We start from the raw sequence: 26,918 nt of genomic DNA, 5'->3' as shown, positions 1-26,918 counted from the left end.
GTAGCGATTATATACAAAGTGTGGCATTTTTGGACAATTTGTTACCAATATTCTACAAAATGGCATTAATTAGAAATAGGATAAGTACTTAAATCAATTGTGATCCAAATTTTTCCATCTTAGCCAACCACTTCTGGCTATAATGATTTTCAAGAGAATGTAATTCGCCAATAGTATTGGTGAGTACCGGGCTCATTCTGCATTTTTCGAAAACTACTTTTTTGATAGAAAGGTAAGTTGTTTTTTTATTTGCCTTCCATTCCTTAAAGGTTGCCTCATCTAAAATGGAAACAATTCGTGCCGAGCGGCCACTAAAATCATTATTTACATTTTGCTGCTGGGTAGCAAAAATCTGATCGGGCATAAACAAACGATCAAAAAAGCCTTTAATCTTCGCCGGGATATGATCTACATATACCGGACAAAAAAGCACAACATGGTTACTTTGCCTAATTGCCGTTAAGGCTTTCTGCAAATCAGGTTCTAACTCGGCAATCTGTCTATTGTTAAATAGCTTGTTCGAATTAAAAATCAGATCGATGATGGCCAACTCTCTTACCGTAGCGCCAACACTTTCTGCACCTTGCTTATAGGCGTTAATCAGGAAATTTGTAGATGCGTTTTTTTCGATATCCCCATTCAGGATAAGTACTTGCTTCATTTTTTTTGATTAATCTGATTGGGCCGATGCGTTACAAAATTATAAAGAATTTGTTAAGTGTGATGCATAAGCCCATAAAAAAACCCAACGCTAGGGTTGGGTTTTTATTTTCAGCCATCAAAAACTATTGCTGATTATATTCTGAACTCCAGGTGGTACTTTCATCCTCACCTTTATGTCCGTCTAGTTTTACCACAAAACTTTTAGCTGGAAAATACGGCGTAATGTGGATATCAAGGTGAATTCTGTCTTTTTGTTGCTCGTCTCTTTCAAAACGCATAATCTTAAAACGCTCAATTAAACGGTCAGCTCCCTGGATGCCATCCAAAAATTTAACAATCTGCCCGCGAAGGTCCTGCTCGGTTTTAGATGTCCAGTTTTCGAAAGCCCTTCTGTTCAAGAAATCGAACAATACTTTGGTAATATAATCGAATACACGTACTACAGAGTAGGTTTGCAAACCGATATTATCGCCATTAAACAGTGTCTTAGCAGAGAAAGCCATTACTTTACCATACTCATTAACCATCGGCACTAAACCTACGCGCTCTAAATGAGAGATTTCACTTTTCTTTAAATCGAATTTTACACCATCTACTTCGTTTATTGCCCCATGTTTTTTACCTGCCGTTACCTGCGACATCAGGGTGTAATACATTTTACCTGCTAAAGCTGCTGATCCTGGTACGGTCAGATCATCTTCCTCACCAACCTCTGCTACTTTACCGCGACCAACCAACCAGTTACAGGTCATGATTACGTTCGATCTGAATGCATCGCCTCCGGTGAAGTTTGCTGCGGTAAATAAATCCAATACATCATCCGGTTGATCTAAATCGGCAAAATCAGTTACCAGCATCGCCTTATTATTGTGCGCGATTTTTCCCCATCTTTCCAGTACTTTATTAGAACCCATATACCCCGGAACAACCATCAATGAATAGTTATTGCGGAGATCCAGACGATCGTAATTCTGTTTTAACTCATCATCCACATATTCGATAAAACGCGGATTGTCAAGGTCTTTGATCTGATCCATTGATGCATTTAAGAGCACCACATTTTTCAGTTTGTCTGACTCGGTATTTTTGTAGAATAAATGCACCGAGCGGTAAGCCTGCTCTAATTCTCTGGTACTTTCCAGTGCTGTAGCGATATTTTTATTTAAGTTTTCTTCTGCAGCATTCAGTTTTTCGGTACTTTTTTCAACCATATCGGCCACAGAATTTGAAGACTCAAGCACATCTATCCAAAGCTGAATTTTCTTTTTCAACTCTTCGCGTTCTTTCTTCTTTTCGTCGCCTGTTAAAAAAATCTGCTTCCGTGCTTTTCTTTCAGGGTTTAAATTCTGAAGGCCATCAACTGTTGCTTCTAACAAATCGAAACCACCAACCCTGGCCAGTTTTTCTAAGTTATCTTTAAGTGATGTTTTTTCAATGGTTTTACCCTCTGCTGGTTTAAAACCTGCTTCGGATATATTTTGGTCTGCTTTTAATTCTTGAGGATTTGACATGTTTTTCAGCGTTTAGATTATTTATTTTGCTCCAATTCATCAACAAAGTTCTTTAAAGCATTGATGAAGGCTGATTTGGTTTCTTCATCATCTAATGTAGCTTTTAAGGTTTTGTTTGATTTTAACTGTTTAATTACATTAAGCGACATCTCCCGCTCAATGTTCACATTGGTTAGGTAATTACTTTGATTGATGATATTTTTTACGCCAAAATCCCCCAGATCATTAAAGTTTAAAGTTTCGCCAATAGTAGATCCATCCTGCTTTTCAAAAGCTACTTTTACATTCGGTTTGTAATGTTCAAATACTTCCTTTACGGTTTTTAATCCTTCAACCTTTTCTGGTTTTATGGGTTCGTTATCGGTAAGTTTTTGTACAAAAAGTGTTTTGTTATGGGCAATCTCTGCGAAGGCTTCTGATGTATCAATTTTTCGCTCGTTACCTCCAATTTCATAGTTAAACATAATATGTTGATTTAGATTTACGATTAATTTTTTCTAATAATATAATAGTTAACGTTTTAACTCAATTTTTGTTCCAATATTTAAGCCTAAGGATGAATAATATTCCATTCTAACCTATCCTCTTCTGCATGTTTGCTTACTGTAATCTTCGATCCTTTTTTCAGCTCGCCAGAAATAATGTATTTGGAAATCGGCCTTCGTAAGAGATTTCTGATTACTGCCGATAGCTGTCTTGCACCATATTTAGGTGTAAAACCGTCTAAAGCAATCATTTTTTTTGCATCTTCTGCAATTTCAAATTCGATACCCATTTTGTTCAGTGACTGTATCAAACTGTTCAGCTGAATTTCAAAGATGCGTACCACATTGCTTTCGTTAATCGGTGCAAATGGAACAATTTCAGAAATCCGCGCTAAAAATTCAGGGCGGAAATGTCCTGCCATAACCTCCATTAATTGGTTTGAAGCGGGAATAACACCCTTCCCTATCTGTTCTGCTATCCATTCGCTGCCAATATTTGAGGTAAAAAGAATAAGCGAATTGCTGAAATCGCCTTCTTTTCCTAAACGGTCATGCATATGGCCTTCATCCAAAATCTGCAAAAAAGTATCGAAAACAGAAGGGTGTGCTTTTTCAATTTCATCGAATAACAATACCGAATACGGCTGCTGCCTGATTTTATTGACCAATAAGCCACCTTCTTCGTAACCCACATATCCTGGAGGTGCACCATAAAGCAGGGCGGCACTATGCTCTTCTTTAAATTCTGACATATCAAACCTGATCATTGCCTTTTCATCGTTAAATAAAAACTCGGCAATTGATTTGGCCAATTCTGTTTTACCGGTACCAGTTGGCCCTAGTAAAAAGAAAGATCCAATTGGCTGTCCTTTTTTATTTAAGCCGCTGCGCGATTCCAAAATAGCATCTGAAACCGCTTTTAAAGCCTGATCCTGCCCAACTACACGTTTTTTGAGGTATTGCTCCATGTTGAGCAGTTTTTCCTTTTCACCAGCCTGCAGTTTTCCCATTGGGATGCCTGTTTTATAGGCCACTATTGAAGCAATATCCTGTTTGCTGATGCGGTCGCTTTTTTCGGCAGCATATTTTTTTAATTCCTGTAAACTGCTGCTGATGTAACCTCGGTATTCATCAGCGGTTTCGAAAGCATCAGTCTGTGTTTCATCAGTTAAACGGCCCAATAAAACCGGACTTAATTTATTTTGAAGTAATGAATAAAGCCATTTATAATCTGCAAATTGATCGGCTTCTGATTGCGCTGTATTTGCACCCAGAGTCTCCAGCTCCGTTTCCAAACTATCGATGGCCTGATCAGAGGTATCGTTCATCATTTTCATGGCCGCCATGGTCCTATCTAAGAGATCAAAAGCTGAATCAGGCAACCTTCTGTCTTTCATATAACGCTTGGCCAAACGTACACACTCGCCCAAAGCATCTGGCTCAATAGTTAGCGTATGGTGCTCTTCGTATTTTACAGCCAGTTTCTGCAACATTTTAATGGTGCTCTCTTCGTTTGGTTCATTTACCTGAAGTACTTCAAAACGCCTGCTAAAAGCCTGCTCTGGCTCAATAATCTTGCGGTACTCATCTACAGTGGTCGCTCCGATTACGGTTATCTCGCCACGGGCCAGTTCTGGTTTCAATAAATTGCCTATACCAGCACCCAAAGGACCTTTACTATCTAATAAGGTATGGATTTCATCGATAAAGAGTACCGCTTTTTCGAACTGTTTTATTTCTTTGATGATGTTTTTTAAACGGTCTTCGATTTCTCCTTTGTAAGATGCACCTGCAATTAACGAACCTAAATCCAATTCAAAAAGCTGAACGGGTTTTAAACGATCGGGAACGTTCTGGTTTACAATATCGATAGCAAAACCATCTACCAAAGCTGTTTTACCTACACCGGCATCGCCGGTTAAAATTACATTGGGCTTAGTTCTGCGGCAAAGGATTTCCATCATCTGCCGGGTCTCTTTATCACGGCCAATTATGTCGTCAGTTTTACCATCCCTAACCATTTCCAAGCGATCCAAACAATATTTATACAGCGCGTTTCCTGTACTTTTATTTTCGGCACCAGCGGTTGTTTTATCGGGCGAAACTACCTTCGAAATCTCCTCATCCTTTACATAAAGATCCAAAATTTCGCGTTCTTTGATCGGAAATGATTTTAACTGATCAGGCTGGAAACCGATGCCAGGTTTTGCCAGCGCAGTTAATACACAAACGGGTGTAATCAAGTCGAGTCCGAGTTTAATACGCACATTATCTGCTTCTTCAAAAATCACTGCAATTTCTGGCGCACCGCTAACGGTATCGCTAAGGCTGGCCGATTTTGCCTGCTCATCTATCCGAACTTCAGCCCACTCACTGATATACTCCTCATCTTTACCGATGGATGCGATAAACGATCTTAAACCAACATCTTTATGCATTAACCCTTTTAGCAAATGAGGTGCAGAAAACACTTCGTTCCTGTATTCTTTTGCCAGAGACTGTGCAATATGCAGCGCCGTTTTTACCGATTCGCTTAAGTTTGTAACTGCCATAGCCTTTAGTTGGTTGTAGGCAATACTGCCGGGTTAAAATTATTTTCAGTAATGTAATAGTAAATCTTGCCGTTCGAAATAAACTGCTGTTCAATCTGCGTAGCTCTTTTGATCTGCTGAACCGACTGATCCAATAATTTGATATAGGTTTCAAACTGATCAAGCGGCATTCTGGAAGTGTTCTTTAAATCGCTCACTTTGTATTTCGATAAAAACTCATTGTTTAAAGGCAAACCTGTAACCAACTTCATGTAATTTGTTAAGGTCATGGCTTTAATATCACCCGAGGATATCTTCATGCCCAATAATTGTTTAGGCATTTTTACATAATTTTTAACCAGCTTACTTCTGAAAGAAGATTGATCTGCCTGCAGGTTTTGTCCTAACATGATCGTAAAAACATCCAAAATCTGTTTATACTCCATATTGTTCAATACAATGGCATATTGTAAAGTGGTCGGATTATTTTTTACCACATCGGCAGATATATTAGCAGTAGTATAGTATTTAAAAGCATTGTGCGGCATACGATCGGCCACTTCCATACCAACAGGTTGAGGCAGTAAAGCTTCAACCTCGGCTGATAGGTTTTTACGTGAAACACCGGTTAGTCGGAAAGCACTATCTAAAGAACTGATCTGATTGAAGATATCCATGTTGGTTTCTTTTATAAACCGGCGCAAAGCAATCGTCATGCTCTGGTTGGAATTTACAGATCCCTTAGTCGGGAAAACCACTCCACCTTGTATCAAACTGTTCTTAGGGTAATCCAGGTAGTAAGAAATAGAGTCTTGCAGACTAGTGTTATATGGTTGGAAGCTTTTTAAGCCTTCACCCTTAACCATTGTACTTTTTCTGTACTCGGCCGCACGGATGGCTGATTCTGAAACCAGTTTACGTGATTGAATAACAAAATCGTTGAATGACTGGTTAAAATCGCTATACACCTGTAAAGCCAAAATACGGGCATCGGCAAGCGCAACCTGCTCACTCAACTCATTAATTAGGTAATTGTTGGTACCGCCTGTATTTCCAGTACTGCCCACCAAGATGATTAAATTGGTTTCGTTCTTTTTTCCCTTAAATAAATTTATTCCTGCTTTTAAAGCGCTAAAAACCGGGCTTTCTGTAATTTCCCCATTACACCTCATGGTGTTTTTTGCCTGGTTTGATAGGAAGTTCATGAATTTCCTGTAATCATCCTGAATCGGGCTCACAAAAATACCCTGCTGCCCACAGCCAGTTTCACCCCGGTACACTACGCCACCATAGTTTACCTTTGTACCTTTACCAAAATCGCCCATAAGGTTTTCAAATGAACCAATGGTATTGGTCATTCCAGAAAGATACTTGGTCATTGGGCTTCCGCCATCCACTACAAAAACAACATTTACCTTTGTTCTATTTTTACGCAAACTCAAGTAGTCCTGATAGGAAAGGGATGAGCCATTAATGGTTAATAACTTGTTTTCTTTTTTATTGTAAACGTCGGTGGCGATACCAACTGTGTTTGTACCTTCATCATTTGAAACAACAGGCACACTACGAAGGATCATGTTTTCCCTTGGCAATAAGGGATCAATTACAAAATTGGTTCCGTTATTGATTCCGTTTTTAACGGCCATTGAGGTTGAATCGTCCTTGTCATAATCGCCAGGTTTAGTGGAAGTGATGTACAAACGATCGCCCCAGTGATGCATTGCCTCAGCAGAAACCCATCCGTAAACACTTTTCAGCGCACTATCCGCAACCAGCTGATCGTCAGAGCCGATGAGGTATTTTTTTCCATCTTCCGACTTTTTATAGATGTATGCAATTTCATGCAACCTCACTTTGGCCCTTCTATCTTTCAGCTCGGGCGTATTGTAAACCAAAATAGAATCGGTAGTATCGAAATAAAATTTCGGTTCGGTTAAGGCATTTTTTCCATTTACAATACCAATGGCTTTTTCGGCATAACCTGTTTTTTGGTTAGAAAATGCACGTTGCCATAAAAGCAATTTAGATTTTGCTATCCATCCATAGCTGATGGCACTTTTTTTATCATTGATTTTCCTGCCCCTGATCATGCCAGCTTTATATTTGATCAGTTTTAGGTAGCCGTTCTCTTCTTTGGAAACGTAAAAAGGCTCCATAAAGCTAATTTTTTTCATGATAAGGCTTCCACCCGGAGCCGTAGTGGTATAATTATCCTCACGGTCAGAAAAAACAATCCATGGCAAGCTGCTTCTGCCAGAATTATCATTGATATCTATAGTTTCGGCCGGTTTCTCGTAAGATTTAGGCATATATTTCACTTTTTTGCCAAAGGATGCCGGTGATTGTGCGTAGGCAAACGATATTCCTAGAAACAGGATGGTTAAGGCATACAATTTTTTCATATTTTTAGTAGATGAGCTTAAAATTAGGTTAAGAGGTTAATCTATTTCGTTTTTGCAGGTGTAGCATCAGTAGTTGCCGTTGCTGCAGGCTGGGCTGTTGCTGAATGTTGCTTAATATTTAATAAACTGGCACAGGTAGAGTTTGGCTTGATGGTTAATTGTGCCTCGTCTACTGCAATCTCGCCCCCAAATGTTAAGCCCATACAGTACGAGTAAATGTCAGTCTGTTTTCTCTTGCCGTTCATTTCTACATTTACTGTTACTTTTTCATTGTTGCACATGTATTTGTTAATGAGGTAATAATAATTGGAATTAAAATCCGCACCATTGGCTATGGCTTGTAAGCGGGCCCTGATATCATCAATGGTTTTACGTTCTCCATCACCAGGGGCAACTAAATCCTCTACTATTTCGGCATTGGGATCAGTAATTAAAACCGTTAAAAAGGCAGGTTTACGGGCTTTATCTGACCGAAGACGAACTACATACTTTCCAGGGGTACGGTAAGTATATAAGGCGGTTTTCCCTTTAACGTCAACGCGGCCTGTTTCGCCGAAAGACCATTCAAAATCTTTTCCCGGGCCATCACCTTCGAGCCTGATTTCTTCGTTAACCAAACCAGCTGTTGGGCCACTAATGGTGAGTACACTATCCACAACGGCTGTATGCACGGTATCCCGCACGGTAACAGGGAATTCCTGACGGAGTTCGCCGTCAACAGTCAAACGTACAATATAGGTGTCGGGCTTGGTGTAATGATAAGTTCCTGTTTTTGTGGTGGCTTTTTCGCCATTACCAAATTCCCATAACCACTTGGAGGCCTTTGGAGTATTATCGGTAAAAACCAGGTCTTCATTTAAATAAATTTCATCCTTAAGGATTCTCGCATCAATTGCCCTCTTTTCGAACAATGAACTTTTAAATAAGAAAATCAGGCCTGTTAAGAGCAGTACAGCCAACAGGATGTAAAGAATAACATAGCCCTGCGAATTTGAATTAACTTGCTTGGTGTTTGTTTCAGACATAGGTAGCGTTTTTATAGGTTGTTTTTGGTAATGTTTATCTTGCAGATATCGTTTGCTGTAATTGACGCCTGTTAGTAATACAATCATCTAATTGCTTTTTATGCAGTTCGATATCTGAGATATTTCTGTTTTGTTCTTGTCTATCGTAAAATAATCTATCGTATAATTGTGCGGTTTGCACAAAGATTTTATAGCGCGAATCCGATGCTTTGCGGTCAAATGCAGCCTTAATTGAGCCTAATGAAAGCTGGATATCGTTTTTTAAGAAAACGGCCTGCACGTTGGGATTATAACGGGTAATCTGTTTAAAAGTGGTGTCAATGGTGGGCATGGTCTCTTTAACCATATTTTCGAATGCTTCGTTCTCATTAATCTTCACTTCGAGCTCTTCTTTAGAAATTTCGTACCGCGATTTATCGCTATAAAAAATTCCAAAGCTCAAAAGCCCAACAGTGAAAACAAACAATGCCATAAAAAACAAGAATTGTTCGCGCCTTTCTTTTATACTTAATTTTATCATCGTTTTAAAATTACCTCCCGTATCTACCGCTCCTGATTTTTTGTGCTGCTGATTGGTTTGCCTTCTGGCATTCATTTATCCGTTCTTTATAACGCTGTATATCACTTCTTGATTGGAAAAGCGAATCTTGTAAATCAGCCATCGCACCGACATTCTTGTTTAGTTTTTCGTACAGATTAAAACTCGGACTAGGTTCGTTTTTTTTAGAAATCAATTCTTTGATCCTGTTATTAGCGCTCTGAATATCACTGAGCAGAATACTCTGCTTGCTCATTTCGTTTGCATTATAGTCACGATATTGGGCAAGCTCTTTGAAACGGACCTGAATAAGATCAAAATTTGTATTGATATCTTTTCTGAGGTAAGACAATTTATCAGTCTCTTTTACTTTTTTATCAAGCAGGCTGTACTCATAATCGGAAGCTGCAAAAAAAAGATAAATACATAAAATGGAGAATAATGCAAGCAGCACAAAGTCTAAGATAAACTTGGTATAAGCGCTCCTAATTTCGACGGCGTTAATGGGTTTCATAGAGGGTTAACGGTTTCGCATAACAATAGCCTAATGATTAATCTGACATCAATTTCCACCTAAAATCACACATTTCTCTTCAAATTATCACCGTACTATAACAATTTTCAATATTTGTTGTTTGGTAATAAAAACGATTTTATTTCTTTTATTTTTAACAAACTTTAAGCCAAAACCGTTTATGTCTGAAAACTTTTATCATAAACCCTTCAGATTTAAGTCCATTTTTTCAGGTAACGGTCTTCAGCCAACTGACCTGGGTAAATCGATTTCTAACCACATAGAGCTAATTATTTTTACACGTTTTGGAGAACATCGGTTCCATAACGATTTTGGTTGCGAGATTTGGGACCTTGATTTTGAATTAATTGTAAGTGAAAGTATCTGGGAGGAAAAATTTCGCAAATCCCTGTTAAAATCGATTACCGACTATGAGTTTAGGATATATAATACTTCAGTGGAGGTGCACATTACTGAGGTTGAAAACGTATATCCGCTACGTAAGATAACCGAGATCAAAAAAAAAGTAGATATTAGTGTGAGGGCACTAATAAAAACCACAGGGGAAAAATACTTTTTTAATACCTCTTTATTTCTTAGTCCATTATCAACCTAAAATTAAAACGCTCAATATAATCTACACATGAAACCAGTTTTTTATTCATCAAAAGATGAAATCAGGAATAGAATTCTAAAAAATGCCGAAGATTTTTGGAATGTTAAAGATAGCAACGATTTTGATCCGCTTGTAAAGCTGATAATAGATGCACTAAGCAACGAACTTTTTAACGTGTCCAATGATGTAAAAAATCTGGAGAATAGGATCTTCGACAAAATTAGCCGCATCCTGGCACCCGATCATTTAACTTCTTCGCTACCTGCCCACGCCATTATCCATGCCAGGGCTATTGAAGAGGAGGACTATCTTTCGCCATATACCCAATTTGCTTTTAAGAAAAATATCCTGCAGGAAAATGATAAAGCCAAAAAAACAGATATTTTCTTTAGCCCTTTGCACACCGTAAAGGTTAAAAATGCAGCGATAAAATATATTGCCACCGGAACTACACTCTTTCATGTAGAGCAAATGAGTAAACAGGCAGCGCTCAATACATTGCCTGGTTTTTCGCTAGAGAAGAACACCTTGTACATCGGCTTTACAGGTATAAAGAACTGGATGGATTTTAATAAACTGAACTTATTTTTTGATTGGAAAAATTATTCGGTCCCTGAAAACACTTACGACCTGCTATCGTTGGGTAAATGGTTTTACAAAGACAATGAAATTACAGCTTATACCGAAAGGTTTATGGATGAGCCTTTAACCGGTAAAATAGAAGCTCCATTCCATCACAAGCAGTTACTCAACCTAATTAAAGCCGATGTATTACAGTTTTACAGCAACAGGTTTATTACGCTTGGCGATCTTAATGATTTTAATATTGACGATAGCCAGGAATTACCAGCTGCTTTCCAAAACATCTTTCAACCAAATGCTTTAAACCAGATTGATCCAAAAGTGAAATGGTTAAAGGTGGTTTTCCCCGCAGCCATAAATCAGGAAATGCTGAATGAGCTCCATATCTATATTAATGCTTTTCCGGTAGTGAATAAAAAGCTAAGCCAGATTAAACACCGGCTTAAAACCATGAACAATATCATCCCGATCAAAACGGAAGCGATGGATCAAATGCTGGCGGTTGAAAATCTGAAAGATAATAAAGGCAAAAGCTATAACGAAATTCCTTACACGAATGAGAACGACAAAGGTGATGGTTCCTTTTCCATCAGATATGGAGGAACTGAACGTTTCGATACCAGAAATGCAAAAGAACTGGTCGATTATCTGTTTGAACTGCTTAGGGATGAGAAAGCTTCATTCTCGGCCTATGGTCCCGATTTTTTAAGTACTATTCTTAAAAATTTAGAACAAAATATAGCACTTATTGAACAAAAGAGCCGTTCGGCATTAAAAGATATCAAAGAACTACCCAGCTATATTGTACTAAAACCTATTGACGATGCTGATATTCTATTCTTAGATATCTGGGTTACGCAGGCGGAAGAGGCCAACCACATTAATGCAGGCAGCCGGTTAGCGCTATACGATAATAATAAGGTAAATGCTGAAAGTATCTTTTTGTTGAGCCAGACAAAAGGAGGCCGATCGAAATTAAATGCCACAAACAGCGTACAGGCCTATAAATATGGGTTGACCACGGCAGATCGGATTATCACCAAAGCGGATGTGATTAATTTTTGCCGTTATGAACTGGGCAATAATTTAAAAGGTATTACGCTGGCTAAAGGCATTATTATGGATAACAAGCCAAATGCAGGTTTTATTAAAACGACGGATATTATCATCGAACCTGCAGATAATCTTCCACTCAGTACACAGGATTGGGACGAGCTTTTGAATCTTACCCTGGCGAAATTAAATTTGAGAAGCACCATGAATGTGCATTATCGCTTACTGTTAAAGCCAGCGTTATATAAGATAGTCTAAAGCAGGCTCATCATTAAAATGAACTAATTAAAATATCATTATCTCGATTTGATAAAAATCGGATGAAAATCAAGGGGATGAGCAATCCGCCTGCATAGATTTTCAGTTAGCTTGATACTTAGCTCGATGTGATGGCATTACCTCGAAATGGCTATTCTTCAGCGCCATTGGAATTTTTTAAAGATAAACTGTATAACCTAAATAGGCACGTTCACCATCTGCACTTAATACCGTTTCTTGCAAATCGGGTGCGGTAAAGAGTTCAACATTAACATCAGCATCTACAGGCAATAAATAGCTGATAGCCATATCCAAAATGTCCCTGTTTTTTTGCCCTGGAATAAAATTGACCAACTCTTGAGGAGAAGTTGGGCCAATATTAATATTGAACGATTCGTTTTCAGGTGTAAAACTATCTCCGATAATGGTATCAATACCCAGTGCGCCTGAACCCAACTGTACCTGTAGATCATCTGCAATTTTTATTGGCCTAACATGAGCAGTAGCATTTACAATGGCAACTGGCAAATTAAACAATGCCGTAAGCACCTTAGAAACAAAATTGATGTCATTCCTTTTTTGTTGGATCTCAGGCAAAAGGTGCATCCAAATAATACTCTGTTCCTTATTCAGGAGATTAAATTCATCCCATCCAAATTCGAATATCCTGCTTAAATTAGAGTAGGTTGTTTTTTTATCGAGCATATTTTCATACAGCTCGGTCATGATTCTTATATGATTAATTTCGGCATCAAACGGGGTAAAAAATAACCTGGCCTGCTTTTCTTCTTCTCTACGCTCTCTAATATCCTTAATCATCGATTCTTCATCCATACCTGCACTACCTGTTGGCGGACGGTGGAAAAGCCCCTCGGGCAGCATATCGTATAAACCCTCCCTATTGGTGTTAATACGGATACGGTCGTGCCTTCTTTTTTCAGAATAATAAACACTGGTACTTTCGATATCTTTTGCAAATGCCCGTTTATCAGGACCTAGCGGGATAATTTCGATACGATCTGCTGCGATAACATCACGTTCTATCAAATCGGCAGCATGGACAACGGCTTTGTAATCTGTAAAGAGTTCGTTATTAATAAAAGTTTCGTTTTTCATGTAAACTTTAAGCTTGCAGTTTTGTTATAGGATTAAATTTTTATTATCGAAAAAAATAAGAATCATATCAAATACTAAAGATACTATATTTGTAGTACATCACATCTATAAAAATTAATGGACGTTAAATCATTTTTTATTCGCTTTCTCCTGTTTCCGCTGATCTTTATGGTATCAACGGCAGTGCTCTCTATCATCAACAAAAAGAACCAGTTTCTTAATAACAAAAAACTCATTGTAAGTGTTCTGATCATCGGCATTATTTTAGCCATTCCAGGTTTTTTGGGTTTTCTCAATTTTAATTTTATGCCCTGGGGATACATTATGTGCTGTATCTTTTACGTTCTGATGGGCATTGTATTTGTTTACTTACTAACCAAGTATTACCCAAAAGATTTACTGGAGCGTAAAGTATTTATTTTTTTCGCCACTTTAGTTGCGGCCATTTTATCAGTTTATTTATATCAACTTGCCTTTAATTGGTTAAGTTCGGTAAATTTTGGCTGGTTTGGCGCGGGCAGCATTGCCTGCTTTTTTGTTCCGCTTCTATTTTGGTGGGCTTATGTTTCACTGTTAAGCATTCCTTCAGAAATTTACAAAATATGGAAGTATCCTGACACGCCATTGGACATTAATATGGATCATGTAGATTTCAACAGGCTTTTAGTATTGGAGTTAGAACTCTATAAAAGAAGCACAGACCCTGAACCGTTGAAAGTTAAGGTAAAAGCGGTAGAAAACATGAACTTTGGTATCTGGTTTCATAAGTTTATTGACGATTACAACCTGAAATTTGCCAAAAGCCCTGTAGAATTTAGAAGTGAAGACCAGGAGAATTATAAATGGATTTTCTTTATTAAAACTTCTTTTTTTAAACGCAATATCTTCATAGATCCCGATTTGGATATCATTGAAAATGGCATTACGGAAAAAATGACCATTTACGCAAAACGCGTATCAGAAAACATAAATAAGCCTAACGAAGTTGGAGAAAGTGCTATCTTTATCTAATCTATAAAAACATTTACCATGATAAAGCCGCTGAAATATAAATCCATCAACTGGATTAATGGCATGAAGCTGTCTAGTGATCATTTTACGGTAAGCGATCTCTATTTGCAGGATTTTGTGAGAGATGCCGTATCACTACAGCTCAATAACAGCAATTACGGATTTTTGCCTCCATTTGCAGGATATAAAAGTTCGCACGATATTGAAATTATCGAAAAAGCTACCAATCATATCGAAATCAGGGTAAGGTATTGTAATGCCGTTACGCCTGAAGGTTGCCATATCGATATTACTCAATCTGACAATATGGATACACTGGTTCATAACCATTATTTTGGCCAGTCAGAACCGCGCAACTATGTAATCCTGTTGGTTGTGAGTCCGTTTAACCGCGTACCCACAGGCACACCTAACCCTGAGGAAAGTCCAATCCGCTATCCTGAACTGACTAAAAGTTATTCCATCACTGTTTTGCCAGAAAGCGAAGTGCGTTCGCAAACCGCAGACAGTTATTTTTTAACGATCGGTCAGGTTTATTATGAGAACGGAAGATTATCCATCAACAATAATTATATCCCGCCAAGCTCAACCATAACCAGCCATCCGGCATTAATTAGATACTACGAATCGTTCAGTGTTTTATTAAATGATTTGCAGCTGGCCGCGTTTAAAATTATTGATAAAACAGGAGGACGTGATAATATTACGCCGTTAGGCAAGAATATCCGTTTGATTTCTGAAAAAATTGTGGATTACATTGCCGGCTTATTTTATGAATACAGAAACATTGCACACCGCGAATCGCCTGTTGTTTTAACCGGCTATTTTTCTAGTCTCGCACATATCTTTTTTACAGCCATCAAACTGATTGATCCACGTGAACGGGAAGAATTGCTCAAATATTTTTACGAGTGGAAAGATGTTACGCCAGGAAATTTTGAAGAGCTTTTAGCCAAAACCATTGAGCTGGTGTATGATCATAAACAGATTAACAACAGCATGGTAATGGTTAGCGAATTTATGAATGTATTGGTCGCCCTTTGGAATAAACTTAGTGGATTAGAATACATCGGCCAGCGCAAAGAAAATATCGTAGTTGCCGAACAGCAGATTGTACAACAGGTACAAGCCAGAAAAACCTGGACCTTACTGGATTAGAATTATTTCTCGGAGTAAATTTTATAATGGAGCTGTACCAACTAAAAATGGGTACAGCTTTTTTGTTGATTTAAAATTAAGGGTAACTTATCTGGATTTTGCATAGTAACCTGAATTCGACTAAAAATCCAGTTTCAAATGGCCCCTGTAAGATAGTTTCAATTCAAAGTCGTCACCCTGAACCGAGCCTTAGCGAGCTCACCGAAGGTAATTTATTTCAGGGTCTTTCATGCTAAAAAGATGCTGACCACGCAGTAACTACAAGGCAATTGAAAACACTAGTGCTACTTGTAAAATAATTCGGCATGAAGAATAGAGCGAAATCAATCGCCTTTAAAGCACTATTTTAACAAGTAATTGTCAAATACAGGTGAGTATTGAAATGCCAGATCAAGTTTAAGGTTGGTTCTTCAACAGGCCACCCATTGACAGACTTTAAAAAAGGCATCATTGCTAGAAGAAACAACGCCCTCTCGCAATGATGCTCGGAGATGTATTTTAGTTAGAAAATACCGTTAATCATATTAATTGAAAGCAACTTGATCTGGCCCAGAGATTTTAACTACATGACATGCACATTTACCACCACTTACCTTAACAACAACAGACCTGGTTTGCTGGTTATCTACAGAGGTACCCGTAATTTTCAAATCATCCCCCTGTTCTGATAAGTTAAGTTTATTTTGGTCATCAACAACAATAAATACGCCTTTGGCAGTACTGGTGTAAACACTTGAATTAGCCGTTACCCGCTCTCCTGTTCTTTGGTTGATTACATTGAAATCCTTTACTTCAGCACCAATACCTTTATTATCTACAAATTTGATCATTACGGAAGCAAATTCCTCGGTGCAGACTTTATCCCCACACTCAGAAGCAGTTTTATTTTTTTTACAGGTTAATAGGGCAGTACCCATCAACAATGCAAGCGTTATTTTTTTCATTTTCAATTTATTTTAATCAAAAACGAGAATACTTGTTAAAACGCTACAGGGAAAGTTATGAATGAGCCATACTAACAAAGAATCAAGAATAGTAATGATTATTAGTTTATAATCTGCCATTTAATGTTTATAAATAAAAGTCTGGCATACAGACTATTAAAACATTTTGAATTTAGATTTTTATTGAGCTACATTGCTTTGAAATTGGAGAGAGAATCTCAATACGTATCCTTGTCTTATCCTTAAATACTGTTAAATCAACAAGCGGCTTTGATATCATTTGCTAATGCTTTTATTAACAACAACAATTGGGGAGAAATAAGATAAACTACAACAATGAAAAACTAAGAATACAAATAGAGTATGAACATTTGTATAACAAATTTACTGATTATTAGCTATCTATCGAACCTCAATGCGTTTATTTTGCTTCCCTAACCAATATATATTTCATTATGAAAAAACAAAACTCACTAACAAGTGTAGCCAGGAGCGTTACTTTTGTTGTAGCCACCTCCTTAGTGTTTGCAGGCGTTACAGCTTTAACAGGCTGTAAAAAAGATGAAAAAATGGAGCCAGAAACTGCTCTACCTCCTTCTAACAAAGCTGTTGCCACGGTAGAATCTTATCAATCAGGCACAAATAACGGCTTCTTCTGGTCGCTTTGGAAGAGTGATGGCGCAACCGGCACCGTTAATTATGCCAATGGTAGCGGTGGAAATTATAGTGTGAACTGGAATGGATTTAACGGTAATTTTACTTGTGGCAAAGGTTATTCGGTAGGGTCGCCAACTTATAAAATCGGATATAACCTGGGTACTTATTCAAATTCCGGCGGTGGTACTTTCGGTTGGTATGGATGGAGCAGAAGTCCTTATTTTGAGTATTATGTGAATGAAACCTGGGGTTCAGTTTCACCGCATACCGGTACTTACCTGGGCACATTTGAAACCGATGGTGCTGGTTATAATGTTTGGACCAGGTGGATGACAGGCAAAAACATCGATGGAGGCGACGGTTTTAGACAAATTTATAGCTCGAGGGTTACAAAAACATCTACCGGACAAAATCATACCATTACTTTTGCCAACCACTACAACAAATGGCAAAGTTTCGGATATACCCTTGGCCAGTTAAATATTCCTGCAATTATGGTTTCGGAAACATGGGGTTCGAATACAAACGGTAATATTAACTGTTCCATTTGGGCACAATAACAACTGTTTACTACACAACGTACTGCCCGACCTTAAGTTGGGCAGTATATTCTACAGCTACTTTCTGACCCACTTATCTGAATGGAAAATTCTTTAACATTTTTTATAAAATTGATTACCATGAGAATTATACTTTATTTTTTTGTTGTTTGTATCTTAACCCTTTATGCCTGTAATTCGCCAAAACCTAACAATATTAATAGTAATAAAAAATCAATGATCGGAAAATGGCATCGGTTTTCCACAGCAAATGGCTACAGCGAATTTGACATTGATTCTCAATATGTAGTTTTCTATAACCAGAAAGTTGGCCGGTTCAAGCTTCCTTATCAAATAGAAAATGATTCCTTAAAATACATCACTAAAGATTATGGAGCAAAGATTAGAAATTATGGTGACTCTGTTCTTTTAGAAGGAAACGATGGCACGCAAGCCGTTTTGCATCGATTTAAAGAACCGAACATTCCTTTTAAAGCCATCCCTGAAGAAAAGGATTCGTTATCGTTTGCATCATACATCGCAGATTTCGATAAAAGATCAGTTGTTGAGTTTGAGAAAGCCGGCATAAAGATTTCTAATGCTATGGAAAAACAGGAGAGCGCAGCATACGAAAAACTGTTAAAAAAGAAAGTAGCAAGTAAGTGAAAGATGTTTGACGGTCTTGCATTACGTAACATGCAGTATTTGCCAAATTTCTAATAATCGTTTTTAGCAAGTAGATTATTTTGGATTTTCACCGCCTGCATCCTTTATTGAATGAATTAACAATGTTTAAGGATTTTATATGACTGATCAAATCGATCGCCCACGGCCTCACGATCTAAGTGGCGGCTAAATTTCTCCTAATACTATACTGGGTTCATCATTGATCACCAAATTTACATCAACCATGCCTTTTTTATTAAGTTGTGTTGTACCAGATGAAGGTTGCAGTTCTGAAAATAACGCAGGTGGTTGTTGCTTCTTTTCGAAAGCTTGCTCAACTTCGGATAATCGGTCTTTAGCAACTTTAATATAGTCTATACTATTTTCCTTGAATAAATGCACCTCTTCATTCTTTTCAATTCCGATAAATCGACGTTGCTCCAATGCTGCTGCAACTAAAAAGCTGCCGCTACCAAATGCATTATCAAGCACTACATCCCCTTCTTTAGTAAACATCCGGATCAAATACCTCCCTAGTGCTACAGGCTTCTGAGTAGGATGCCACACCCGGCCACCCGCCTCGCTTTCAGCAGTTTTGCAGTATAAAGTATCAGTAGGGAAACGTTCGCCATCACTCTTGACCTGAACCGGCTTGAAATCACCATAACTTCCAGTGAATTGCGCCTTTCTTAACCCCTTGTTATACGGCTCACCAGGAGACATTACCGGATAATAGCTGGGTTGACTTCCATAAAACACACAAATGTCTTCATGCTGCCTTAGTGGTTGTCGACGAGCGTTTAAAAAATTTGTTGGCTTGCTTTTAATCCAAACAAATTTATACTTGAACCATGCCTCATTACTTAAGATGAGTTTGGCTGTAAAAATGCCCTGTGATGAAAGTACGATAACACCCTTTGGTTTTATTATCCTCCGGTATTCTTTCCAGAGTTCAGCAAGTGGTATCACACTATCCCACTTATTCCGGGTAGTGCCATAAGGCAAATCGCATAGAATCATATCGACAGAAGCACTGTCAATTTGTTTCATTACATCAAGACAATCTCCTTTATATATATCACCTCCTCGGTACTTCATCCTCTGTTCTACTGGTGTTTTAATAATTTAATATAGATCACTTAGACTAAACTTGATGATCGCTAAAATTACCCGCAAATTAACGCTTTTTGCTACACTTAATCTATTTACGAAAAAACATTTACTAAACTTCGATAGATTATAGCGTTATCTACTGAGTGCTATAAATTTTGGGATCAGATTTGCCATTCTTTCAAACTCGGCACTTGATTTATCAATAGGTAATTTAAACTTTCCACTTGCTTTTACAGTAAGTTTTCCTGGTGTGCCATCAACTAGTTCCACACGACCATATTCTCCTTTTGAACTGGAAGGATAATACAAGATGAGCATTGGAACATTACATCCGGATTTTTCTAAAATATATTCTCTGAAAACAGCTAATCTGTCATATTTCCTACCATCTTTGTGGGGATAATAATTAGAAAGTGTTTGGGTAGAAACATCATTGGAAAGGGTATGCTTCTTGAATTCGAAAATCGCAACAGGATCGGCATCCTCATTTAGTAATAGCATATCCATATCGCCAGGATAGGCACTATCTGTCTTAGAAAGCTCGCATTCGAGATTCGTGGTTCCATAAATAAGCCCTTTACTTCCTACATAGACTCGACCGCCGGAATATGTCTGTATCGCTGCTTTAAAATTGCCGATTGATAATAATTGGGCATTAAAACTAAAATCCTCATTGACATCGACTATACATACCTTCGAACCAGCATTGCTCCAATCCTGGTGGTCATCTAATATGATAAAAGATGATTTCAATGAAAAGTTCATCGAGAACTTCAACAGTGATTTTATAAAACCTGCTCCAAACCGATCTATTAAATTTTGCTTTACATTATCTAAAAAATCAGGATAACCTTTATCAACTGATAAAACTTGCTTTATCCAGATTGGCGATGATAAAGTATTAGGACTGGAAAACCAATTAACAAAGAAGTCAAAATTTATTCCTAGCAGGCCATGGGCAGATAATAAGTGATTACTGAACCACTCTTCAGGGGAGCCACTTTTTTCATTATTCTTTGGCAAGACATTTCTATTCTCGCAAAGAGCAAGCAGAGGATTGTTCAACATCGAATATAGAGGTATTTGATTTGTACAATATACAAATAAAGCCATACATTATCGCAACCTTTTAACGGCCAACGTTCTCTGAAAATGTATTTTCAGGAAAACCTGTCAAATCGTTTCAGGTGAATTTATAAGAAGTGACAGAATTAACAATTTTGTTTCACTTTATGCTTAAGCCATAATCAGTAAGCATTCATGTGGATTAATGTTATCGATTTGCTCATTATTTTCTTGCGGTAAAATGAACAATTTGGTATTTTCAGAAAACGAAAAAGCCTGTAAACATTTAATTTACAGGCTTTAGCTAAATTTAAAACTATTTTCGCGGACTGGGCGGGGTCAAGCTCGAACCTTTAATACCACTTTTAACATTTTTTGACAGCCTATCTATTTGATTTTCTCAAGATAAAAGATTGTGCTGGCATCAATTTGTTGATCAAATTTATTGTCAACAAATTCTTATCACCCAGTATTTATGTAACCTTTACCCAAAAATGATGGATGGTCAACTGTGTACCATCTGCCCTCAAATGCTCTGAGATAAATTTAGCAGTGTCGTTAATGTAGCTTTGCTGCAATTCCTCCGATGCATCCCAGGCAACTCGTTTAATCCAGCCATTTATCGTTATAAGCCAGCTGCTAAAGTCGCTATCCTTGACATAGGCAATCATTCCATTTATCGGTAAGGGCTCCATGGCATTATTCAGTCCGTGATTACCCGCTTTAAAGCGTTCCAGTCCTGCCCCACGGTGTCCGGGCTGTGAAAATACATATTCACTTTCAGATCGCGGGTTGGCTTTTGTGCCTTTTGGTGTAGGCAGAACCTTTGCTTCTATCGTGAAAATAAGTTCATCCGTGGCACGTTCGTAAACTCCAATATCAATTGTAAAAGATCCCTTTTGTCCAGTTTCGTTCATAAAGGTAAACTTATCCTGATCTTTCATCATAAAAAGGATAAATGCGGTTGAATGCTGGGTCTCATTTTTTTTAGTGACCAGAATTTTCTCAAATGAGTTCGAGCTGGTGAAAAGGGGAAGGCGGGTTTCGACAAGGGACACGAGATCGTCAACAGCCGGGCTTGGCTGTAGCACTTTAAAACCTTTGATCCCCTGTGTAGCACCAGTCATCAGAACCCCTCTTTTTTAAGGTCTACAATAGTTTCATCCGCATCCCTGATTGCAATGGAGTTGAGCCAATACCGAACTTTTGAGGGCTTGATGATGAAGATGCAATCAAATCCGTTGATATGCTGATAAATCCTGGTTATTCTTGTAAATACCGCACCCTTATTGGATTGGTTATCCTGGACTATGGCTGATAAGTCAACTTCTGCCAACGAGGCAGCATTTTCCGAAAGCATCTGTTGAGGCCCAAACCCAAATTGATAAATAATATTTGTTCCATTGTTCTCAATTTTACCTTGCTGCCACTTTTGACCGTCTCTGGCGTAGGATTCATTTAAGTTTTCACAGAAGAGCTGACCAAATTTTGCCAATTGGGATTTAGTTACTGCCTCCTCGAAAATCCTTCCGCCCGCATTTTTACTTATGGCTTTACCTAGTTGCACCTGATAGTTTAACACATCGTCTAAGATGAGTTGTTCATTTTTCGACATCTTTAAAAACGATTTCTCCTCTGGAAAAGGAAGCATATCCAGATCACGCTTATTGATTTCGGTCTCGGTGAGCACCAGACAGCTTCCGCTCAAAACCGTAGTATAAAACAGGTAAAGCTGGTTATAATTTTGCTTGATGGCGCTGTAAACCTCTACCAGGTATGAGCTGTCTTCAACAGGCGCGTGAATACCCACAAAATCCCGACTGAAGTAGGCGAATTTCGCTGAGGTAAACTTGTCAATATAGGTCAACGGAATATTCTTCTTGCCCAGCCTTTGATCGATGACCAGCATCGGCGGAGTATATATCCTCTCATGTGGTGAATATTCCAGCATGTCGGTTTTTTCTCCTACAACAGCTACAGTGTAAGATCCGTTTTCATCAATAGCGTCAATCTTTTTTCCCTGATTGATGAAGTCATACTGCGTCTTTTCAGTATTACCACCTACCTTATAGCCTGAACTGTAAATCCATTCCGAATTTTCTATTGCCCTTTTTTGGATGTAATCTTTGAGTGTCGGTAGTAAACTTAACCGGTAAATGAAATGGAAAAGCCTTCCACCTCCTAAAAGGTTAGCTTTCCAGATAAAGAATTTTGCTTCATCTACGGCCCAGTCCCAACGTACCAGATGTTTATCATACGAATCGATCTCAAATCCAATTTTCTTCTCTGAGGCAAGCATTCGTTTTACTACCGTGTGAGATATCGCCTTGCGTTCACTTTCTTTATTCTCGGCAATGATTGCTACAACTGGAGTATCTGCTGTTTTGTGGAACAAGTCTCGGCGCAAATGCGTGAAATCGAATATCCGCGATACATTGAATTTAGTAAACAAACGAGTACGATATGCAGCTGAACTGCGGCTGTAAAGCAAAACTGCTGCTGGTATTATCATACATACGTTCTTTCCCAGAAATAAAGAGCCTTCAAAAAACTTCAATGCAAAGTTGTTTCCAGGGACAGTTGTATTTTTGATACCAAACTTGGCCAGCTGCTGATCAGTGACTGCATCTTTCTTACTTAATCCCGCTATTGGATTAAATGGTGGATTCCCGATGACCAGGTCAAACGAACTATGATCGAGGTTGTTGGTGAGGTACCAGTCAAAAAAACTATCGGACTGGATGTTTCTGTTGCTGAGGTCACTGAATTTTAAATTATTCCATAACTCTTTTGGCGTCAGTGTATCAATCAATGCTGTAGTTAGCCCAAAAATACTTACCAATGTCGCTGTCTCCTTAATGTCAACGCCGAAAATATTATCCTCAAGTATTTTTAGGGCTTGCACACTGGTTGGATATACGATTTCCCCATCACGACTGTTATTAATGATCCACCATTGTAACAATCTTTTATAAGCAGCCACCAAAAAAACGCCCGAGCCACATGCAGGATCCAGAATTTTGAAAATTCCGTCTGCGAACAGTTCGCGCGACTTGTCAAGCGGCATCACCTCATCAATCAAAAAATTGACCAGGTGGATGGGGGTATACACAATCCCCTTTTCGGTCTTTCCCGATTGCCTTTGAGCATCAGCCTGTATAAAATTCTCATATATGGCACTGATCACCTCAGCAGGCAGGTATTTGAAATTATACTGATCCCATAAAAATAATTGCCTGGTACTTACATCGAGATTACCCTGTAGGAAACCCGATAAAAGGGACAATTCGGTAGTCAGGAAACTGGATTTTTCTTCCTCGGTAAACTTATCAAAGATCTTTCCATTAAATTCAGAAGATAGATCCGCAAGCACCTTGAGAAATAAGCCGTCTTTCAAAGCATTTGAGAAATTATCAATTTGATATTTCTCATAAATATTTTTGAGCGTGTGTTTACCTTCGTCATCATCCCTTTCTTCCAAAAACTTAATCAAGATACAGGTAACCAGCAATTTATCGATAGCGGCTGGTGTCAGATGCAAGCTGTCGCTTTTCAGCAGGCCATTCCTTGTTTTAAGCAGATAGTCAAGCAGTAGAATGTAAGGACTTTTATTGGCATCAAGCTTTTCCTGAAATCCACGCTGCTCCCAGAAAGTTCCGGAATTGAATAAATTTGCCGCGAACCTTGCATGGTCATAATCCTTCAAGGCTTGGTTGACCAGGCATATCGACTTTACACTAAGTTCATTTTTTTCGTTCGGTTCGGCCGGTAGGCGACTATTGATTACAAATATCTTAGTCTGACCTTTGATGATGTATATTTCGTTGTTACCCGCGCTCCATAATGTTGCATGTAACCTGATATGCTCGGCACTGTCAAAAAACGAATCATCACGATTGAAAATACATACTGCGGGCTCTGAGCGATAAGGTTTGTCGCCTTCTGTTCGGAAAAAGCGACGAAAAAGTACTGCGTCTATTCCAATTTTGATGGCTTCGTGAATATATAACACTTCCGCCTCGTTCTTTGCCATGCTGATCTGATGACAAAGGACAAGCCCGTTATATTCCGAATAATCAAAAAAAGTCAATTCCATAATATGCTTTCGCTCTTCAAAATTACTAATATTATTAGCATTATACTAAAAAATATCCATAAATCTAAACAGCTAAGCTATCGAATTATATCCAATGGACCTTTTAATTGTGATAATTTAGAAGCTATGTTAATAAAAAATGCCGAAAACTCTATTAGTGTAAGGTCATAGGGTTTTGGCTACGAATTCTACAGTGACTACTTAAGAAGCCTCAATTCGCTTATTGCATAAGATTTTACTTTTTTTATTGAGCCTACATCTGTCATGTTGCATTAATCCTAATCAATTTAGATCATGAAAAAAAGAAAAGCAAAAAGAATCAGAACAGCAAATGAGGTTAATCAAGAAAGCGCTAACGAACGGGAATTTAGCGATGCAGAATTAGCTTTCCTGAATTTAATCGCAAGAATAATAGTCGATATTTCTATAAGACAGGCTAATGAACAAAACAGGGAGCGTGATAACGAAGCCCAATAAACGTGGCTCGAACCCGTAATTACCAGCAATACAATACTTTACAGACTTACTGGCAATAAAAAACACAGAAGAAAGAAAACTTTAAACAAAACAACCTGCTAAAAATCAATAATTTAGCAGGTTGCATTTTGTGTTCTTGCGGAATGGACGGGACTCGAACCCGCGACCTCCTGCGTGACAGGCAGGCATTCTAACCAGCTGAACTACCACTCCTTCTGCTCTTCTTTAAAGTTCGAACCTCTTTCCCTTTTCGGGATTGCAAATATAGACACTATATTCAGTTTATCACCATAATACCCAAATTTTCTGAGCAATAAGCTTGTAACACCCTGAACCTCATTACATATATTTAATTGTACCTGCTACAAAAACAAAAAGCCTTAACTTTCTTTCATAACAGCTCACTTAATCATTAAGTACGTAATCATTTTTCAATTTGATAAGATGTGGCCCTTATCACTATTACTAAGCATAGTATACGCATTCAGCTACTTGTCTAATAATTCCAGTAGTTTTGGATACAAATCGTCGATCTTGTTATCAGGAGCTGCCATTCTTGCCTGCTCTAAACACGATATAAATAACTCCATTTTCATGAAGCCACGTGCAGTCATCAAACTGATCACATTACTACGGGTTTCGGCATAAATTGCTTTATTATAATTATCCTGGCAATAGATCAAAAAAGCACCAAAGGTCATGTACTCGTTGAAGACCTTGATAGGATTCGGATAAGCATAAATACCATCGGCTTTCTCATTCACCCAGGTTGCCCTTTTCTTAAATACACTATCTATAGCGGTCTTATTGGCATCTGATGGCGCACTAACATAGTTATGGTCTATTTCCGAAAACATTACCCTTGTATTAAAAAGCTCATTTTGAATAACCGAAAGTTTAGGGTCATGATCAAGCATAGGAAGCACCATAACGATCTGCCTAAAGCCATTATCTTTAAATTCAGTAGTGTAATTAAGCCCGTTAATGAGAGGCGAGCACAGGATCAGGTAGCTATTGATGCTGGTTTTAAAGTTCTTTTCGAGCCATTTCCACTGTTTTTCCAGGTCTGCGCCAGACTTATAATCTTCAATTATCTGGGTATAATATGGCTTGTGCTGACTATAAAAGTTCGAGAATCGCGATTTGTTCGCGAACGCTTCTATATCTTTTCTGTAGGTATCCAGCGGATTGGTTTCGATCACCATGTTAGCTACGCCCCTCGCCGGAAAAATATAGTTCGGGTTGCGTTTTAATTTAGCTCCCGAAAAATCATAAGACATCGCATTCCCAGAGATGAAAATATAATTGTATAGCGAAACATTTAGCAATGAATCAAAGGTTTTTATGATGGGCTCGTTTGCATACGGCTTAAAATGTTTAAGTACATCCTGATAATAGGTGCCACTTTGATTCACCATATCATCATTGTTAAGCCCAGTTTTGGTAATGGCCAGCATAATATGCAGCAGCTCTTTAAGAGGAGGTATCTCTATGCGAGATTTACCGTTATTTGCCTTTTGAAAAGCTTTGTCAAAGCTTGCTTTCTCCTGCGCATTGGCGCGAAATAATCCTATTATAAGTAGCAGAAGTAGAACAGTATTTTTTTTCACTAGTTTTTATGGCGTAATTGTGATTGATATGCAAATATAAAAAATCGGCCCCTAAAGTTGAGGTATCTGCACTTTCTTACCTTTTAGCTTTTTTTCGCCGGAATGAACGGAACACAACCCCATTCATTACATACACACTATGCAATTTATAGCTATGACATTAATCATTATAAAATGAAAAGGTCAGACTGAGCTTAAATGGAATAAGCCAAGTTGAATACTCAGTGCATAACTTAAGTAATTAATAAGTTTTTTTAACTCTTTGAGCGCAGCCAGGTGTTTGGACTT

The 26,918-nt window shown here is 38.1% G+C and carries 22 protein-coding genes and 1 tRNA gene; 7 read left to right on the top strand and 16 right to left on the bottom strand.

Translation table 11 applies throughout. The features are described 5' to 3' along the window. Window positions 1–88 precede the first annotated feature (88 nt). The 8 genes from PGN18_RS07790 to tssO form a co-directional block, all read right to left on the bottom strand. Complete coding sequence (locus PGN18_RS07790; protein ID WP_335318881.1) at window positions 89–661, bottom strand: NAD(P)H-dependent oxidoreductase; 573 nt, start codon at window positions 659–661, stop codon at window positions 89–91. A 124-nt stretch (window positions 662–785) separates the two neighbouring features. Next, the gene (locus PGN18_RS07785) at window positions 786–2,174 is read right to left on the bottom strand and encodes a DUF5458 family protein (protein ID WP_335318880.1); all 1,389 of its coding nucleotides are present in this window, start codon (window positions 2,172–2,174) and stop codon (window positions 786–788) included. A 17-nt stretch (window positions 2,175–2,191) separates the two neighbouring features. After that, a complete protein-coding gene (locus PGN18_RS07780; protein WP_335318879.1) occupies window positions 2,192–2,638 on the bottom strand; it encodes a hypothetical protein in 447 nt (148 codons plus the stop codon). A gap of 86 nt (window positions 2,639–2,724) precedes the next feature. Beyond that, window positions 2,725–5,211, bottom strand: a complete 2,487-nt coding sequence (locus PGN18_RS07775; protein WP_335318878.1) for an ATP-dependent Clp protease ATP-binding subunit — start codon at window positions 5,209–5,211, stop codon at window positions 2,725–2,727. Between the two features lie 5 nt (window positions 5,212–5,216). After that, on the bottom strand, window positions 5,217–7,592 hold the full coding sequence (gene tssR / locus PGN18_RS07770) for a type VI secretion system protein TssR domain-containing protein (protein ID WP_335318877.1): 2,376 nt from the start codon (window positions 7,590–7,592) through the stop codon (window positions 5,217–5,219). 41 nt (window positions 7,593–7,633) lie between these two features. After that, on the bottom strand, window positions 7,634–8,617 hold the full coding sequence (locus PGN18_RS07765) for a PKD domain-containing protein (protein ID WP_335318876.1): 984 nt from the start codon (window positions 8,615–8,617) through the stop codon (window positions 7,634–7,636). Window positions 8,618–8,651: 34 nt separating this feature from the next. Next, on the bottom strand, window positions 8,652–9,212 hold the full coding sequence (locus tag PGN18_RS07760; protein WP_335318875.1) for a type VI secretion system transmembrane protein TssO: 561 nt from the start codon (window positions 9,210–9,212) through the stop codon (window positions 8,652–8,654). Then, window positions 9,148–9,669, bottom strand: a complete 522-nt coding sequence (gene tssO / locus PGN18_RS07755; RefSeq protein ID WP_335318874.1) for a type VI secretion system TssO — start codon at window positions 9,667–9,669, stop codon at window positions 9,148–9,150. Before tssO ends, PGN18_RS07760 begins: the two co-directional genes overlap by 65 nt. A 181-nt stretch (window positions 9,670–9,850) precedes the next feature. Between tssO and PGN18_RS07750 the strand changes: the two genes are divergently transcribed. Both PGN18_RS07750 and PGN18_RS07745 read left to right on the top strand, forming a co-directional pair. Further along, window positions 9,851–10,285 carry a GPW/gp25 family protein gene (locus PGN18_RS07750; protein WP_335318873.1) on the top strand — a complete coding sequence of 145 codons (435 nt, stop codon included), beginning with the start codon at window positions 9,851–9,853 and terminating at the stop codon, window positions 10,283–10,285. Between the two features lie 27 nt (window positions 10,286–10,312). After that, complete coding sequence (locus PGN18_RS07745) at window positions 10,313–12,178, top strand: hypothetical protein (protein WP_335318871.1); 1,866 nt, start codon at window positions 10,313–10,315, stop codon at window positions 12,176–12,178. A 177-nt stretch (window positions 12,179–12,355) separates the two neighbouring features. Here PGN18_RS07745 and PGN18_RS07740 read toward each other — a convergent pair whose 3' ends face one another. Continuing rightward, entirely contained in the window at window positions 12,356–13,294 is a 939-nt protein-coding gene (locus PGN18_RS07740; protein ID WP_335318870.1) for a type VI secretion system baseplate subunit TssG, read from the bottom strand. A 117-nt stretch (window positions 13,295–13,411) separates the two neighbouring features. Here PGN18_RS07740 and PGN18_RS07735 point away from each other — a divergent pair, with 117 nt between their 5' ends. Both PGN18_RS07735 and PGN18_RS07730 read left to right on the top strand, forming a co-directional pair. Beyond that, window positions 13,412–14,305: a TssN family type VI secretion system protein gene (locus PGN18_RS07735; protein ID WP_335318868.1), complete on the top strand. Its 894-nt coding sequence runs from the start codon at window positions 13,412–13,414 to the stop codon at window positions 14,303–14,305. Between the two features lie 18 nt (window positions 14,306–14,323). Then, window positions 14,324–15,463, top strand: a complete 1,140-nt coding sequence (locus PGN18_RS07730; RefSeq protein WP_335318867.1) for a hypothetical protein — start codon at window positions 14,324–14,326, stop codon at window positions 15,461–15,463. 524 nt (window positions 15,464–15,987) lie between these two features. On the opposite strand, the gene PGN18_RS07725 is transcribed toward PGN18_RS07730, so the two are convergent. Then, window positions 15,988–16,407, bottom strand: a complete 420-nt coding sequence (locus PGN18_RS07725) for a hypothetical protein (RefSeq protein WP_335318866.1) — start codon at window positions 16,405–16,407, stop codon at window positions 15,988–15,990. 455 nt (window positions 16,408–16,862) lie between these two features. On the opposite strand from PGN18_RS07725, the gene PGN18_RS07720 reads away from it, so the two are divergent. After that, on the top strand, window positions 16,863–17,624 hold the full coding sequence (locus PGN18_RS07720; protein WP_335318864.1) for a glycoside hydrolase family 11 protein: 762 nt from the start codon (window positions 16,863–16,865) through the stop codon (window positions 17,622–17,624). Window positions 17,625–17,744: 120 nt separating this feature from the next. Then, on the top strand, window positions 17,745–18,269 hold the full coding sequence (locus tag PGN18_RS07715) for a hypothetical protein (protein WP_335318863.1): 525 nt from the start codon (window positions 17,745–17,747) through the stop codon (window positions 18,267–18,269). A gap of 186 nt (window positions 18,270–18,455) precedes the next feature. On the opposite strand, the gene PGN18_RS07710 is transcribed toward PGN18_RS07715, so the two are convergent. From PGN18_RS07710 to PGN18_RS07695, 4 genes are all read right to left on the bottom strand, one after another. Then, window positions 18,456–19,319, bottom strand: a complete 864-nt coding sequence (locus tag PGN18_RS07710; RefSeq protein ID WP_335318862.1) for a DNA-methyltransferase — start codon at window positions 19,317–19,319, stop codon at window positions 18,456–18,458. 195 nt (window positions 19,320–19,514) lie between these two features. After that, complete coding sequence (locus PGN18_RS07705; RefSeq protein WP_335318861.1) at window positions 19,515–20,495, bottom strand: hypothetical protein; 981 nt, start codon at window positions 20,493–20,495, stop codon at window positions 19,515–19,517. Between the two features lie 425 nt (window positions 20,496–20,920). Beyond that, on the bottom strand, window positions 20,921–21,574 hold the full coding sequence (locus PGN18_RS07700; RefSeq protein WP_335318860.1) for a hypothetical protein: 654 nt from the start codon (window positions 21,572–21,574) through the stop codon (window positions 20,921–20,923). Continuing rightward, window positions 21,574–24,480, bottom strand: a complete 2,907-nt coding sequence (locus PGN18_RS07695) for an HsdM family class I SAM-dependent methyltransferase (RefSeq protein WP_335318859.1) — start codon at window positions 24,478–24,480, stop codon at window positions 21,574–21,576. The genes PGN18_RS07700 and PGN18_RS07695 overlap by 1 nt, the downstream gene beginning before the upstream one ends. Before the next feature lie 357 nt (window positions 24,481–24,837). Here PGN18_RS07695 and PGN18_RS07690 point away from each other — a divergent pair, with 357 nt between their 5' ends. After that, on the top strand, window positions 24,838–25,020 hold the full coding sequence (locus tag PGN18_RS07690; RefSeq protein WP_335318858.1) for a hypothetical protein: 183 nt from the start codon (window positions 24,838–24,840) through the stop codon (window positions 25,018–25,020). Between the two features lie 139 nt (window positions 25,021–25,159). Here PGN18_RS07690 and PGN18_RS07685 read toward each other — a convergent pair. Both PGN18_RS07685 and PGN18_RS07680 read right to left on the bottom strand, forming a co-directional pair. Further along, window positions 25,160–25,233 (bottom strand) — tRNA-Asp (locus tag PGN18_RS07685). Between the two features lie 275 nt (window positions 25,234–25,508). Further along, window positions 25,509–26,630, bottom strand: a complete 1,122-nt coding sequence (locus PGN18_RS07680) for a DUF4932 domain-containing protein (protein ID WP_335318857.1) — start codon at window positions 26,628–26,630, stop codon at window positions 25,509–25,511. Window positions 26,631–26,918 lie beyond the last annotated feature (288 nt).

Source organism: Pedobacter terrae (genome assembly GCF_036946585.1).
GTDB classification, from domain to species: Bacteria; Bacteroidota; Bacteroidia; order Sphingobacteriales; family Sphingobacteriaceae; genus Pedobacter; species Pedobacter terrae_C.
The sequence above is the reverse complement of the archived record's forward strand: the minus strand, read 5'-3'. Positions and strand labels throughout refer to the sequence as shown.

Excerpts from the sequence above, each read along its gene's own strand:
- PGN18_RS07790 (WP_335318881.1), bottom strand. The coding sequence starts at position 661 with ATGAAGCAAGTACTTATCCTGAATGGGGATATCGAAAAAAACGCATCT.
- PGN18_RS07785 (WP_335318880.1), bottom strand. The coding sequence starts at position 2,174 with ATGTCAAATCCTCAAGAATTAAAAGCAGACCAAAATATATCCGAAGCA.
- PGN18_RS07780 (WP_335318879.1), bottom strand. The coding sequence starts at position 2,638 with ATGTTTAACTATGAAATTGGAGGTAACGAGCGAAAAATTGATACATCA.
- PGN18_RS07775 (WP_335318878.1), bottom strand. The coding sequence starts at position 5,211 with ATGGCAGTTACAAACTTAAGCGAATCGGTAAAAACGGCGCTGCATATT.
- tssR (WP_335318877.1), bottom strand. The coding sequence starts at position 7,592 with ATGAAAAAATTGTATGCCTTAACCATCCTGTTTCTAGGAATATCGTTT.
- PGN18_RS07765 (WP_335318876.1), bottom strand. The coding sequence starts at position 8,617 with ATGTCTGAAACAAACACCAAGCAAGTTAATTCAAATTCGCAGGGCTAT.
- PGN18_RS07760 (WP_335318875.1), bottom strand. The coding sequence starts at position 9,212 with ATGAATGCCAGAAGGCAAACCAATCAGCAGCACAAAAAATCAGGAGCG.
- tssO (WP_335318874.1), bottom strand. The coding sequence starts at position 9,669 with ATGAAACCCATTAACGCCGTCGAAATTAGGAGCGCTTATACCAAGTTT.
- PGN18_RS07750 (WP_335318873.1), top strand. The coding sequence starts at position 9,851 with ATGTCTGAAAACTTTTATCATAAACCCTTCAGATTTAAGTCCATTTTT.
- PGN18_RS07745 (WP_335318871.1), top strand. The coding sequence starts at position 10,313 with ATGAAACCAGTTTTTTATTCATCAAAAGATGAAATCAGGAATAGAATT.
- PGN18_RS07740 (WP_335318870.1), bottom strand. The coding sequence starts at position 13,294 with ATGAAAAACGAAACTTTTATTAATAACGAACTCTTTACAGATTACAAA.
- PGN18_RS07735 (WP_335318868.1), top strand. The coding sequence starts at position 13,412 with ATGGACGTTAAATCATTTTTTATTCGCTTTCTCCTGTTTCCGCTGATC.
- PGN18_RS07730 (WP_335318867.1), top strand. The coding sequence starts at position 14,324 with ATGATAAAGCCGCTGAAATATAAATCCATCAACTGGATTAATGGCATG.
- PGN18_RS07725 (WP_335318866.1), bottom strand. The coding sequence starts at position 16,407 with ATGAAAAAAATAACGCTTGCATTGTTGATGGGTACTGCCCTATTAACC.
- PGN18_RS07720 (WP_335318864.1), top strand. The coding sequence starts at position 16,863 with ATGAAAAAACAAAACTCACTAACAAGTGTAGCCAGGAGCGTTACTTTT.
- PGN18_RS07715 (WP_335318863.1), top strand. The coding sequence starts at position 17,745 with ATGAGAATTATACTTTATTTTTTTGTTGTTTGTATCTTAACCCTTTAT.
- PGN18_RS07710 (WP_335318862.1), bottom strand. The coding sequence starts at position 19,319 with ATGAAACAAATTGACAGTGCTTCTGTCGATATGATTCTATGCGATTTG.
- PGN18_RS07705 (WP_335318861.1), bottom strand. The coding sequence starts at position 20,495 with ATGGCTTTATTTGTATATTGTACAAATCAAATACCTCTATATTCGATG.
- PGN18_RS07700 (WP_335318860.1), bottom strand. The coding sequence starts at position 21,574 with ATGACTGGTGCTACACAGGGGATCAAAGGTTTTAAAGTGCTACAGCCA.
- PGN18_RS07695 (WP_335318859.1), bottom strand. The coding sequence starts at position 24,480 with ATGGCAAAGAACGAGGCGGAAGTGTTATATATTCACGAAGCCATCAAA.
- PGN18_RS07690 (WP_335318858.1), top strand. The coding sequence starts at position 24,838 with ATGAAAAAAAGAAAAGCAAAAAGAATCAGAACAGCAAATGAGGTTAAT.